This window comes from Sinomonas sp. R1AF57, from assembly GCF_002224485.1.
Classification (GTDB): domain Bacteria; phylum Actinomycetota; class Actinomycetes; order Actinomycetales; family Micrococcaceae; genus Sinomonas; species Sinomonas flava.
On sequence record NZ_CP022463.1, the window covers coordinates 476568 to 489417 of the forward strand.

Annotated in this window: 12 protein-coding genes and 1 tRNA gene; 5 read left to right on the forward strand and 8 right to left on the reverse strand. The window is 71.6% G+C overall.

All coding sequences use genetic code 11. From position 1 onward, the window contains the following. Nucleotides 1-42: 42 nt before the first annotated feature. The 4 genes from CGQ25_RS02280 to CGQ25_RS02295 all read right to left on the reverse strand — a co-directional run bounded on the left by CGQ25_RS02280 (nucleotide 43) and on the right by CGQ25_RS02295 (nucleotide 4418). Nucleotides 43-1449 (reverse strand): TrkH family potassium uptake protein, encoded by a 1407-nt coding sequence (locus CGQ25_RS02280; RefSeq protein WP_208711623.1) that lies wholly within the window; start codon nucleotides 1447-1449, stop codon nucleotides 43-45. 59 nt (nucleotides 1450-1508) lie between these two features. Next, nucleotides 1509-2906 carry an APC family permease gene (locus tag CGQ25_RS02285; protein ID WP_208711624.1) on the reverse strand — a complete coding sequence of 466 codons (1398 nt, stop codon included), beginning with the start codon at nucleotides 2904-2906 and terminating at the stop codon, nucleotides 1509-1511. A 215-nt stretch (nucleotides 2907-3121) separates the two neighbouring features. Beyond that, nucleotides 3122-4234, reverse strand: a complete 1113-nt coding sequence (locus CGQ25_RS02290) for an FAD-dependent monooxygenase (protein WP_208711625.1) — start codon at nucleotides 4232-4234, stop codon at nucleotides 3122-3124. 111 nt (nucleotides 4235-4345) lie between these two features. After that, a tRNA-Thr gene (locus tag CGQ25_RS02295) sits at nucleotides 4346-4418 on the reverse strand. Nucleotides 4419-4619: 201 nt separating this feature from the next. Here CGQ25_RS02295 and CGQ25_RS02300 point away from each other — a divergent pair. Next, a complete protein-coding gene (locus CGQ25_RS02300; RefSeq protein ID WP_255405515.1) occupies nucleotides 4620-5342 on the forward strand; it encodes an HAD-IA family hydrolase in 723 nt (240 codons plus the stop codon). 7 nt (nucleotides 5343-5349) lie between these two features. On the opposite strand, the gene CGQ25_RS02305 is transcribed toward CGQ25_RS02300, so the two are convergent. From CGQ25_RS02305 to tmk, 3 genes are read right to left on the reverse strand one after another with little or no spacing between them, the layout of a single operon-like run. Next, nucleotides 5350-6906 (reverse strand): alpha/beta hydrolase, encoded by a 1557-nt coding sequence (locus tag CGQ25_RS02305; protein WP_255405516.1) that lies wholly within the window; start codon nucleotides 6904-6906, stop codon nucleotides 5350-5352. 7 nt (nucleotides 6907-6913) lie between these two features. After that, on the reverse strand, nucleotides 6914-8056 hold the full coding sequence (locus CGQ25_RS02310) for a DNA polymerase III subunit delta' (protein ID WP_208711626.1): 1143 nt from the start codon (nucleotides 8054-8056) through the stop codon (nucleotides 6914-6916). Further along, nucleotides 8053-8709, reverse strand: a complete 657-nt coding sequence (gene tmk / locus CGQ25_RS02315) for a dTMP kinase (protein ID WP_208712826.1) — start codon at nucleotides 8707-8709, stop codon at nucleotides 8053-8055. Before tmk ends, CGQ25_RS02310 begins: the two co-directional genes overlap by 4 nt. 138 nt (nucleotides 8710-8847) lie before the next feature. Between tmk and CGQ25_RS02320 the strand changes: the two genes are divergently transcribed. The 4 genes from CGQ25_RS02320 (at nucleotide 8848) to CGQ25_RS02335 (ending at nucleotide 12066) form a co-directional block, all read left to right on the forward strand. After that, entirely contained in the window at nucleotides 8848-10017 is a 1170-nt protein-coding gene (locus tag CGQ25_RS02320) for a PLP-dependent aspartate aminotransferase family protein (protein WP_208711627.1), read from the forward strand. A 9-nt stretch (nucleotides 10018-10026) separates the two neighbouring features. Continuing rightward, nucleotides 10027-10347 carry a DUF2516 family protein gene (locus CGQ25_RS02325; RefSeq protein ID WP_208711628.1) on the forward strand — a complete coding sequence of 107 codons (321 nt, stop codon included), beginning with the start codon at nucleotides 10027-10029 and terminating at the stop codon, nucleotides 10345-10347. Nucleotides 10348-10419: 72 nt separating this feature from the next. Continuing rightward, the gene (locus CGQ25_RS02330; RefSeq protein ID WP_208711629.1) at nucleotides 10420-11256 is read left to right on the forward strand and encodes a class I SAM-dependent methyltransferase; all 837 of its coding nucleotides are present in this window, start codon (nucleotides 10420-10422) and stop codon (nucleotides 11254-11256) included. Nucleotides 11257-11319: 63 nt separating this feature from the next. After that, nucleotides 11320-12066: a phosphoglyceromutase gene (locus CGQ25_RS02335; RefSeq protein ID WP_208711630.1), complete on the forward strand. Its 747-nt coding sequence runs from the start codon at nucleotides 11320-11322 to the stop codon at nucleotides 12064-12066. Between the two features lie 86 nt (nucleotides 12067-12152). Here the strand turns inward: CGQ25_RS02335 and phoU are convergent, their stop codons facing one another. Then, complete coding sequence (gene phoU, locus CGQ25_RS02340; RefSeq protein WP_208711631.1) at nucleotides 12153-12812, reverse strand: phosphate signaling complex protein PhoU; 660 nt, start codon at nucleotides 12810-12812, stop codon at nucleotides 12153-12155. Nucleotides 12813-12850 lie beyond the last annotated feature (38 nt).

The window sequence follows — 12850 nt, forward strand, 5'->3', positions numbered from 1 at the left end:
TCCGTCTCCATGGCCGCGTTCCAAGGGGTCCTTCCGGCTCGTTCAGCCGATGATTGGGCGGTCTTCGGGGAGTCGGTAGAGCCGCGGGCGGCTGGACAGGGCCAAGGCGGTGGCTGTCGTGATGGGCCCCAGCCGTCCGATGAACATCAGTGCGATGAGCGTCGCCTGCGCCAGCGGTGGGAGCGTCGGGGTGATGCCGGTGCTCAGCCCGACCGTGGCGAAGGCGGAGACGGCTTCGAAGAGCGCCTGTTCGAGTGAGTGGCCCGTGGTGCGGAGCAGGACCAGGGTCCCTAGGATGACCGCGGCGATACTCAGGAGGGCCACCGTCAGGGCCTGGCGCTGGGCTGGGGAGCTGATGCTGCGGGGGCCGATGGCGACCTGCTCGTGCCCGCGGATCTCGTTCCACATCGCAAAGGCGAGCACGAGGAAGGTGCTGACCTTGATCCCTCCAGCAGTGCCGGCACTTCCGCCGCCGATGAACATGAGCACGTCGGTCACCAGCAGCGTCTCAGGCGAGAGCGAGGCGTAGTCGGTGGCATTGAAACCGGCCGTGCGCGGGAAGACGCCGCCGGCGACCGAGGCCAGCAGCCGCGCCGGGCTGTCCATGCCGCCGAGGGTCTCGGCGCGGTCCCATTCCAGGCCAGCGAACGCGGCCGTCCCGATCACCAGGAGCGTGAGGGAGCCCCAGACGGTCAGGCGTGTGTGGGTGCTCCAGGCGCGGGGCCTGGTCCGGCGGCCCAGTTCGATCAGGACGGGGAAGCCGAGTCCGCCGGCGATGACCGCGGTGCAGACGGGGAGGATGATGTAGGGGTCATGGGCGAACTGGACCAGGCTGTCGCTGTACAGGGCGAACCCGGCGTTGTTGAAGGCCGAGACCGCGTGGAAGGCCCCGTACCAGACCGCCTCGCCTGGGCTGTAGCCGTAGCCGGCCCAGAGCCGAACCGCCAGGACTGCCGCGGTCAGGGACTCGATGAGCGCGGTGGTCCGGGCGATCCGGAACAGGACAGTGCGCACGTCGCCGAGGTTGAGAGTGCGCGTCTCGGACTGGGCGACCAGCTGGCGGCGCAGCCCCAGGTTGCGGCACACCATGAGTGCGAGGAGGGTGGCCAGGGCCATGATGCCCAAACCGCCCACCTGGATCAGAGCCATGATCACGGCGTGCCCGAACGGGGTCCAGAAGCCCGGGGTGTCCACGGTCGCGAGCCCGGTGACGCAGACGGCCGAGACCGAGGTGAACAGGGCGGGCAGGACCGCCCCATCGGTGGGGTTGGTCCTGGCCAGAGGCAGCAGCAGCAGACCGGTCCCCGCCAGGATCACGCCCAGGAAGGCCACCGGGACTGAGCGGACGGGGTGCAGCAGGAGCCGTCGGAGCCTTCCATCACGGGTTCGGCGGATGTCGTCTTTCCCGCCCGGGGGCCGGGGGCGATGTGCCGGGATGCTCTTCTCCATTGCCGTGTTGCTCCAGTGCGCTCGGGAACCCGCGCCGGTGCCCCGGCGCAGGTGGGGTGTCAGGGGGCGGCCGGGGTCTCTTCGTCCGCTTCCGCCTCTGCGGCGGCGTTGCGGATCCCGCGCGGCTTGCCGGCCCTGGCCCAGGCTGCGTAGAGCAGGGCTCCGATGAGGGCGGCGGCGGCGAGGCTGATCACAGGCAGCCCACGGGCGAGGTTGGCCACGAGGGTGAAGGCGACCACGACGGCGCCGACGACGTTCAGCACGAAGTAGCCGCGCCGCCCGTCCCGGTGGGAGAAAAGCGCCATGGAGACCAACCCGGCGAGGAAGCTCAGGAAGACGGACACCGCATAGAAGAGGACGAGCTCCTGGTCGTTCCCGCCTGCGGCGGCAGTCACGGCCCCTGCCAGCAGGACGAAGACGACAAGTCCCCAGTATGGGGTGTGGTGGGCGTTGGTCCGGCCGAGGCCGCCGGGGAGGATGCCCACCTTATGCCCCTGTGCGGTGTGGTGGCGGGCGAGGGCCTTGAGCAGCCCCGGGCCGGCCTGGAACGACGAGCTGGCCGCGGAGAGCAGCAGGAGGGCCGTGACGAGCTGGAAGGCGGCGAACACCGGCCGCGGGGCCGCGAGCCGGGCCAGCTCCGCGATCTGGGTGCTCTCCTCGGGCGGGATCCCGACGCCCAGATGTGCGGCCTCGAGGGCCAACCCCAGGGTGATGGTGCCGACGATGGCCAGGGTGAGCCATAGGGTCAGGGTGCCGAAGCGGCTGCGCTGGGGGTCGTCGAGCTGGCCGAGCTGGGCGATCGCCGACGACGGCGCCTCGACGCCCGTGGCCAGTGCCATGGCCACGGGGAATGCCAGGACGACGGCGAGCACCGGGGCATGGCCTGGATCGGGGCTCGTGGTCCCGACCGCCTGAGGCTGGGCGAACAGGCCGTAGCCCAGCACGACGGCGGACACTGCGATGAACGCGACCGTCATGGCGGCAAAGACCAGCCGCCCCAGATGGCCGAACCATGTGAGGCCACCGACGACCACAACGAGGGCCAAGGCGAGCAGCAGCCGCCAGGGGGCAAGCGCCGGGAAATAGGCGATGGCCGCTGAGGCGCCGGCCGAGACGCTGATGGCTATGGTGAGCACGAAGTCCACCACGAGCGCCCCGATCGGCAGGAAGGACCAGCCGTCCCCGAACGCTTCCCCGACGGCGGCGGAGGCTCCTCCTCCGTGTGGGTATCGGGACACGAGCTGGCGGTAGTTCAGGATCACGAGGGCGATGATCGCCACCACGAGGGCCATGGTAGGGGCAAGCAGGGCGAGGTCCCCGTTCAGGGCCCGCAGCGCCGCCTCGATCGCATAGGCGACAGAGGACACGGGGTCCGCCATCACCGCGAAGGCGAAGGCCAGCAAGAGCGCCGGCCGGGAGTGCAGGCGTCCGCGGACGGCCGACGTCTGGCCGGACATCAGCGCCACCTCGTCACTGGCAGGGCGCAGGGGAAGTGGTAGTACACGGTGGCCTCCGGTCTCACGGCAGGGCAGTTTCGCTGCCGACCAGACTTCCCGGCTCACCTGGGCCGATGCTAGCAACGGCGCCCGTCCTCGACGCCGTCCCTTTACGGAACCTTGACGCGCGACCCGGAGCAGGCGATGGGCTCTCCGGTCGCGTGCCCCCGCACCGATCAGCGGGGGAACATCCGGGCGGCGAGGTTTCGGCCTGCGAGCCCAGCGCGGGTTGAAGGGACGAGCAGAGCCGCTGCCAGCGGGTAGCCCAGCTGGCGGGAGCCGACGACCTTGCGGTGCCGCGACTCGTACCGGCGAAGCGCCACGGCAGGGTCACCGGGGCTGCCGGCCAAGGCCTCGGCGAGTGTGACGGCGCCGAGCATGGCCATGCTGGACCCGTCACCGAACAGCGACACGCAGGAGGCGGCATCGCCCAGAAGCGTAATCCGGCCCCGGGACCAGCAGGGCATGCGGACCCGGCTGACGGCGTCGAAGTACAGGTCCCGAGCTGCCCCCACCTGCCCTTCAAGGTCCGGCAGTTCCGGCACTGCCCACCGGTGCCCGGTGTACGCGTCCAATACGATGCGCTGCTGGACGTCAATCCCTCGGTAGTCGCTGCTGGGCATTGGCGGGCCGCGGAAGATGAATCCGGCGCCCGCGGTTCCCCTGACGGGGTGGACGGTGAGCGAGCGGCCGGGCTGGTTGTACATGAGCACGGTCCCGGGGTCGTCCGCAGGCCGGCCGAGCGACATCGTGGCGATGTAGAGCCCCAGTGGCTTGGCGAAGTTGGTCTCGGGACCGAAAGCCAGGGCCCGCACCGTGGAGTGCAGCCCGTCGGCGCCGACGACCACGTCGAACCGGCGGGGCGCCGCGTGGGCGAAGACAGCATCGACCCCGCTGCTGTCCGCGTGCAGGCCGGTGACCGAGTCCCCGAACAGGAACTCCGTACCGTCGTGTGCGGCCTCGATCAGGACGGATGCGAGGTCTGCCCGGGGCACCTCGACATCGTCCCCCCGGGGCCGTCCCAGGCGCATCGGGCCGATGCGGCCCCCCGAAGGTGTGACGAAGGCAAGTGCCGGGGCATGGGTGGCAGCATCACGCAGGCGGCCCAGGATCCCCATGCTCCGGGCCGCTTCCGTGGCTGGCCCGTGCACGTCCACGGGGTTGCCGCTGGACCGCACCCCAGTGGCGCGTTCGACAACGGTCGGCCGGAAGCCGTGGCGGGCCAGCCAGTAGGCCAGAGTGGGACCGGCGATGCCCGCGCCACAGATGAGCACATCGCGCCCTCGCACACGGCCAGTCTAGGCGCGCTCAGGCGCGCTAGCGTTTCCCGGCCAGCACAGGAGAATTGTCACGAAGAGCATCGAACCCCCGAGATCCGCGGAATCTCGGGGGTTCTATTGAGCCTCCTAGCAGGATCGAACTGCTGACCTTCTCATTACGAGTGAGACGCTCTACCGTCTGAGCTAAGGAGGCAACCGGGACTCCGCCTGAAGCGGAACCACCGAGTGAATACTCTAGTCGAGCCATGCTGCCCCGGTCAAAACGACGTCAGGGGCTCTTTCCGGCCCCTGTTCACCCGCAGTACGCGGCGAGTTCAGGAGTGCGATGGCCCGGGCTGGGATGCTCGGCAGAACCCGGCCCACGAGGGGTCCGACGAGAGGATCGAGGTCACCTGTGACGCTGCAGCTGGCGGCCGAGCACACACGCGCGATGCGTCTGGCCGTGCTCGACATGAACGGCACCACCGTGACGGACGGCGGCGCCGCCGAGCGGGCGGTCGAGCAGGCGCTGGCCTCCTGCGGCGTCACCGGCCATCGGCTCGCCGACGCCCTCGCGAGGTCCAGGCGCAGCGCCGGGCTGGACCGCAGCGCGCTCTTCGCCCAGGTCTTCGCCGACGACGGCGAGTCGGCCCGCGCAGCCGCCCGCACCTTCTCTGCGGCCTATGACGCCATGATTGCCGAGGGAGCTGTGGAGCCCGTCCCCGGTGCCGAGGAGACCGTTCACGCGCTGCGTGAGCGCGGGGTCAAGGTGTGCCTCGTGACGGGCTTCGGCCGGCACACCCAGAACAGCATCCTCGAGGCCTTGGGCTGGATGGGCCTGGCCGACCTCTCGCTGTGCTCCGAGGACGCCGGCCGGGGCCGGCCGTCCCCGGACATGGTGCTCACCGCCGTCCTGGCGCTGGACATCGAGGACGTGCGCGACGTGGTCGTCGTCGGGGACACGGAGGCGGACATCGCCTCGGGCCTGCGCTCCGGTGCGGGCGCGGCGGTCGGCGTCCTCACCGGCGCCCAGACGGAGGTTGAGCTGCGCGCGGCGGGGGCGACCGACGTCGTGCGCTCCATCGCGGACCTGCCGGCGCTCCTGTGGCCCGAGCCGGCCGGGTTCCGCCAGTCCTAGCCGCCCGTCAGCAGCGGGCGCCGTCGGTGGGCGCGGAACCGTCGACGAGGTAGGAGTCCACGGCCTTGTCGACGCAGGACGAGCCGCGCCCATAGGCGGTGTGGCCCTCGCCCTTCCACGTCAGGAGCGCGGCGTTGCCAAGCTGCTTCCGCAGCGAGCCCGCCCACTCGACCGGCGTCGCCGGGTCGCCGGTGGTGCCGAGGACCATGATCGTGCTCTCGCCGGAGTACGTCGCAGGCGCGGGCGTGCGGACCGGTTTGGCAGGCCAGTCGCGGCAGTTCACGCCGCCGTAGGCGAAGGACTCCCCGAGGGTCGGGGACACTTCGGCCAGCTCGGCGGCCTCTGCGCGCATGGCTGCCGGGTGGGACTGGGTCGAGTAGTCGAGGCAGTTGTATGCGAGGAACGCGAACGACGAGTTCGAGCTGTAGGTCCCGTTGCTCTCGCGGTCCGCCGCGAGGTCCGCGAGCCGGAGCATCCCGCTTCCGTCGCCCCGCAGCGCCGGGCCGAGCGCCTGGGTGAGTGCGGGCCAGTTGCGGTCGTTGTAGAGGGGGAGGATGAATCCGTTGACGAAGTCCGTCGCGGTCACCTTGCGGCCGCTGCTCGTATTCAGCGGCTGGTCCTTCACACGCGCGATGAGGGCCTGGATCTGCGCGACGGCGTCGTCTTCGGTGCCGGACAGCGGGCATCCGGACTGGGTCAGGCACGAACGGACGTAGGAGTGGACGGCCTTCTCGAAGGCGCGGGCCTGGCCCACGGTGATCTCGTGGTTCGACAGGGACGAGTCGAGCGCGCCGTCGAGCACCATCCGGCCCACACGGTCCGGGAACAGCGAGGCGTAGGTCGAGCCGAGGAAGGTCCCGTAGGAGTACCCGAGGTAGTCGAGGCGCACCTGGCGGGTGGCGGCGGCGCGGATGATGTCGAGGTCCTTGGCAGCGCTGACGGTGTCCGTGTGCGCGAGGATGGGCCCCGAGTTGGCGGCGCACGCGTCGATGAGCGCCTTCTGTTCGGTGAACGCCTGCTGCAGGCCGGCGTCGGTGGAGGGGTCCACGGTCGACTGGCGCATCCTGTCCCGCTCGGCGTCGTTGACGCACGTGATAGGGGCTGAGCGCTTGACGCCGCGCGGGTCGAAGCCGATCACGGAGTAGCTGTCCAGGAGCTTCTGGCTGAACATGGACTTCGCGGAGTCCTTGACCATGTCCACGCCTGAGCCGCCCGGACCGCCCGGGTTCACCACGAGGCTCGCCTTCGCGTTCCGGCCGTTGAGGCGGATGAGCGACAGCTTGACGGTGTCACCGGAGGGGTCCGCGTAGTCCATGGGCACCGAGACGGTGGCGCACTCGTAGCTGCCCTCGCAGCTGGACCAGGAGACCTCCTGGGTGTAGAAGCGCTCGAGCCCAACGGGCGCGCCCTCGGTCGCGGCAGCCTCCGCACTCGGCTGGCTGCTCTCGAACGGCACGCACGCCGTGAGCGTGAGGAGGGCGGCGAGCAGCGCCACCAGAGCGGTGCGGATCCGGCGCACGACGGCGCGCGGGCGCCCCGGGCGCGGGGAAGCGGGGTTCGTCACTGGTCTCCTAGATCAGGCCAACGGCCATCGCCTCGACCGCGAGGAGCGGGGCGACGTTGGTTGTCGTGATGCGTTGGCGGGTCAGGTTGATGGCGTCCATGCGGGCAAGGGTCGTCTCCGGCGTGGAGGCCGCCGCGAACTGGCCGATCTCCTCAGCCAGGTGCGCGTTCACGGGCTCCACGCCTCCGTCGAGCTGGACCATGAGGACGTCCCGGTAGAACGAGAGCAGGTCCGTGAGGGTGCGGTCGAGCGAGTCCGTGACGCTGCGCTTCGCCCGGCGCTTCTGGTCCTCCTCGAGTGCCCGGACCTGGGCACGCAGGGACGGCGGGAGCTTGTCCCCCTCGCCTACACCCAGGGTCGCGAGCAGCTTGGCGCGCTCCGCGGCGTCGCGCTCCTCGTTGGAGGAGGCGGCCTCCTCGGTCGCGATGCGCACGAGCTGGTCCGCGAGGGCCACGGCCTGCGAGACGGTCTTCAGGGTCAGCGGGACACGGACTGTCTCGGCCCGCCGCTCCCGCGCGTCGGCGTCGTGGGCGAGCCGGCGGGCGATGCCGATGTGGCTCTGCGCCGCCCGCGCCGCCTCGAGGGCGAGCGCCGGGTCCGCGCCGTCGCGCTCGACGAGGAGGGCAGCGACGTCCGCGACGGGCGGCAGCCGCAGCCCCACCGGGCGGCATCGGGAGCGGATGGTGACGAGCACGTCCGCGGGGGAGGGCGCGCACAGCATCCAGATGGTCCTGGGGGTCGGCTCCTCGATGGCCTTCAGGAGCACGTTCGTGGTCCGCTCCGCCATGCGGTCGGCGTCCTCGACCACGATGATGCGGTACCGGCCGGACTGCGGGCGGTCCCCGGCCTTCGCGACCATCTCGCGCGCCTCGTCGATGGTGATCGTGACCTTCTCGGTCCGGACGAACGCGACGTCGGGGTGCGACTCCGCGAGGACCGTCAGGCAGCCCGTGCACTCGCCGCAGCCCCGGGCCATCACGTCCTCGACGTCGCAGTTCAGGGCCGCGGCGAAGGCCTTGGCCGCGGTCGAGCGGCCCGAGCCGGGGGGACCGGTGAACAGCCACGCGTGGGTGAGCCCATCGCCGGCGGCGGCCCTGCGGAGCTGGTCGACGACGGGGGCCTGGCCGCGCAGGGCGTCCCACACGGTCATGGGGCGACCCGTTCGTCGAGGGCGGCTGCGACGGCCGCGAGGACCTCGCGGGCGATCTCGGCGGGCGGCCTCGCACCGTCGATGACGCGGTACGCCTCGGGGCGCGCGGCCGCGAGGTCGAGGAAGGCGCGGCGCACGCTGCGGTGGAACGCGTCCGGCTCCGACTCGAGGCGGTCCTCGGAGGCCTCGTCTGCGGTGCGCCGTGCGCGGCCCTCGCCCTCGTCGACGTCGAGCAGGATCGTCAGGTCTGGCCAGAGCCCGTCCGTGGCCCACTCGTTGAGGGCCCGCACGTCGTCGGGACCGAGCCGCCGCCCGACCCCCTGGTACACCACCGACGAGCCGATGTAGCGGTCCGTGACCACGACGGCGCCGCGCGCGAGCGCCGGGCGGATCGCCTGGGCGACATGGGCGGCCCGGGCGGCGGCGAAGATGAGGGCCTCGGTGCGCGCGTCGATCTCGCCGTGCCCGTGGTCCAGGACGAGGGAGCGCAGCTTCTCACCGATCTCGGTCCCCCCCGGTTCCCGGGTCAGCAGCACCTCGCGGCCGAGCGCGCGCAGGGAGTCGGCCAGGAGGCGGCCCTGGGTGGATTTCCCGGCCCCGTCCCCGCCCTCGAACGCAACGAAGAGGCCCGGGGCGCTTTGGCTGCCGGGCATGGCGGAGAGAGGGGGAAGGACGGAGGGACTCACCTCTCCTAGGGTACCGGGAGAGGCTGGACGTGCGGTGGACGCGCCCCGGCCTGTGGACAACTCGGCACTGCAGGCGCCGTGAGTGCGTGGCCTAGATTGGGAGGCATGACCGCTGATCCCGCGTACCCCCACCTCGACGACGCCGCGCTCGCGGACCTGTCCCCGGAGACGCTTGCCGTCGCCGCGGGCCGTCCCGAGCGGGGCCCGGACAGCCCGGTGAACCCGAGCATCGTCCTCTCGTCGACGTTCGTGGGGCTCGGAGGGATCGACCAGACGGCCCGCGGCTACGCGCGCTTCTCCAACCCGACCTGGGAACCGTTCGAGGATGCGGTGGGCAAGCTCGAGGGAGCGCCGCTGCCCGCGCTGCTGTTCAGCTCCGGCATGGGGGCCGTCGCCGCGGCCATGAGCCTCGTCCCCGTGGGCGGCGTGCTCGTCGCGCCGCGCCATTCCTACTCCGGCACGCTCGGGCTCGCCCAGCTCAAGGCCGAGCGCGGCGAGCTGGACCTCCTCGAGGTCGACATCGAGGACACCGCCGCCACGGTGGCCGCGCTCGACGGCGCCGACGTCCTGTGGGTCGAGAGCCCCACGAACCCGATGATGGAGGTCGCGGACCTGCCCGCGCTCGTCGCCGCCGCGAAGGCCCGCGGGGTGCTCGTCGTCGTCGACAACACCTTCTCGACCCCGCTGGGGCAGAAGCCGCTCGCGGTGGGCGCGGACGTCGTGGTGCACTCGGCGACCAAGTACCTCGCGGGCCACTCGGACGTGCTCCTCGGCCTCGCCGTGACGGGGAACGAGACGCTGCGCGCGCGGCTCCACCAGCACCGCACCCTGCACGGCGCCATCGCCGGGCCGGTCGAGGCATGGCTGGGACTGCGCGGCCTGCGGACCCTCGCGCTGCGGGTCGAGCGGTCGCAGGCCACCGCGGGGGAGCTCGCCCGGCGCCTGGCCGAGCACCCGGCGGTGACGCGTGTGCGCTACCCGGGCCTCCCCGCCGACCCGGGCCACGAGCGCGCCGCGGCGCAGTTCGAGGGCTTCGGGTCGATCGTGAGCATCGAGCTGGACACGGCCGAGGCCGCCGACGCCTTCGTCGGCCGGCTCGCCCTCTGGCTCCCGGCCACGAGCCTGGGCGGGGTGGAGTCCACGATCGAACGCCGTCGGCGGCACGCCGCCGAGCCGCTGAGCGTGCCCGAGGGGCTCGTGCGGCTGAGCGTCGGGATCGAACATGCCGACGACCTGTGGGCGGACCTCAAGCAGGCCCTCGACGCCGGGCTGTAGGCTGAGACTGTGGACGGCAAGGCCCTCATCGACCTGATCACTCTCGCCTCGTTCTACGTGACGGGGTTCATCTGCGCTGCCATTGCCGTCTGGGCCTTCATCGACTGCCTCATCCGCAGGGGGCCCGCGTTCGAGGCGAACTTCAAGCGCACCAAGGGCTTCTGGCTGGGGCTCACCGGCGGAGCGGCGCTCGTGACGCTCCTCGGCCTGCTGTTCCCCGGGAGCGGGTTCATCTTCGCGTTCGGTGGCTACGGCCTGTTCAACATCGCCGCCGTCACGGCGGCCGGGGTGTACCTCGCCGACGTGCGCCCCGCGGTCATGTCCCGCTGAACCACCCCCACCCCGCCGAGGTCACCCCGTGTGGCGCCGAGGTCACCCCGTGCCGCACCTAGACTTGCCTGCGTGGTGCAGAAGGCGAGGCCGATCCGGACCGCGCCCGGGCAGCGCGTGCGCGGCGTCGTCGGCAACGTCACCCGCGGCACCACCAATCCCAACCGCATGCGCCGCGTCGATCGGTGGATCACCGGCACCCAAGCGCGTCGGCTCCTGGCCCCACCGCCAGCACCGCTCGCCGTCGACCTCGGCTACGGCGCCTCCCCGATCACCGCGGTCGAGCTGTTCCTCCGCCTCCGCGCGCTGCGCCCCGACGTGCGCCTCACGGGCGTCGAAATCGAGCCGACCCGCGTGTCCGCCGCCAAGCCCCTCGAGCGCGAGGGCCTCGACTTCCGCGTCGGCGGATTCGAGCTGCCCGTCGACCAGCCGCCCGTCCTCGTGCGGGCCTTCAACGTGCTGCGCCAGTATGAGGAGGCCGACGTCCCGGGGGTCTGGGACCTCGTGCGCTCCCGGCTCGCCCCCACGGGGATCTTCGTCGAGGGCACATGCGACGAGGTCGGCCGCCGCGCCGCCTGGGTGACGCTCGACGCCGTCGGCCCCCGCGCGCTGTCCCTCGCCGTCCGCTTCGGGTCCTTCGAGCGGCCCTCCGACGTCGCCGAACGCCTCCCCAAGGCGCTGATCCACCGCAACGTCCCCGGCGAGCGCATCCACGCGTTCCTCTCCGCGCTCGACGCCGCGTGGCTGGCCGCCGCCCCGCTCGCGGCGTTCGGCGCCCGCCAGCGCTGGGTCGCGATGTGCCACACGGTCAAAGCGGCGGGCTGGCCCGTCCTGCACCGCCCGAGCCGCTGGCGTCTGGGCGAGATCACCGTGACGTGGGGCGCGGTCGCCCCCGACGGCCTGCACTGACGCCGTCCGATGCGGGTTCGTCACGGAAACGGACCCCGCCCCGGCGCCCGATAGCATGAGCCCATGACCTACACGCTCATCCTGCTGCGCCATGGGCACAGCGAGTGGAACGCCAAGAATCTGTTCACCGGCTGGGTGGACGTGGACCTCAACGACCAGGGCCGCGAGGAGGCGCGCCGGGGCGGCGAGCTCCTCGTGGAGAAGGGCTACCTGCCCGACATCCTGCACACCTCGCGGCTCAAGCGCGCGATCAACACCGCGAACATCGCCCTCGACGCGGCGGACCGCGGATGGATCGACGTCAAGCGCTCCTGGCGCCTCAACGAGCGCCACTACGGCGCGCTCCAGGGCAAGGACAAGGCCCAGACGCTCGCCGAGTTCGGCGAGGAGCAGTTCATGGTCTGGCGCCGCTCCTACGACACCCCGCCGCCCGCCCTCGCGGACGACTCGGAGTTCAGCCAGGTCGGGGACCCGCGCTACGCGGACCTCGGCGACGAGATGCCCCGCACCGAGTGCCTCAAGGACGTCCTGACGCGCCTCATGCCGTACTGGGAGTCCGAGATCAAGCCGGACCTCACCGCCGGCAAGAAGGTCCTCGTGACGGCGCACGGCAACTCGCTGCGCGCTCTGGTCAAGCACCTCGACGGCATCAGCGACGACGACATCGCCGGCCTGAACATCCCCACCGGCATCCCGCTCGTGTACGAGCTCGACGAGAACTTCGAGCCCATCACGCGCGGCGGCACCTACCTCGACCCCGAGGCCGCGGCCGCCTCGATCGAGGCAGTCAAGAACCAGGGCCGCAAGTAGCAGCCCCGGCCTTCCCCTGACGGTAGCGCAGACGACGGCGGCCGCCCACCTCGCGAGGTGTGCGGCCGCCGTCGTGCGTGGTGGCCTCAGTTGGCCGCGCTGTCGCCGTCCCATTCGCCGGTGACGAGGTAGGAGACCTTGCGGGCCACCGAGACGCCGTGGTCGGCGAAGCGCTCGAGGTAGCGGCTCGCGAGCGCGGCGTCGACGGTGGTGCTGGCGCTCTCCGACCAGGACGGGTCGGCGACCGAGCGGAAGACGCTCGCGTGGAGCTCGTCGATCTCGGCATTGGCGCCCTGGATCTTCGCCACGAGGCTCATGTCGTGGGTCTCGAGGAGCTCGGCGACCGACTCGATGATGAGCTGGTCGAGTTCGGCCATGCGGCTGAACGTCGGGCGCACCGCCTCGGGGGCCGCGTGCTCGGGGTAGCGCAGTCGGGCCAGCTGCGCGATGTGCCGGGCGAGGTCGCCCATGCGCTCGAGCGAGGCGCTCATGCGCAGCGACCCCACGATGATGCGCAGGTCCGACGCCACGGGGCCCTGAAGGGCCAGGATCTCGATGGCCTTCTCGTCGAGGGCGGTCTGCTTGAAGTCGATGTGCGCGTCCGCCGCGATGACCTCCTGGGCGAGCTCGACATCCGCCGTCTCGAAGGACGTGACCGCCTTGCTGAGTGCTTCCGCGACAAGCTTGGCGATCTCCGCGAGCTCCTCGCGGACCTCTTGGAGTTCTGCCTGGAATACCTTGCGCACAGGACGTCCTTTCACTGGGTGCTCCGATTCGGGCGATC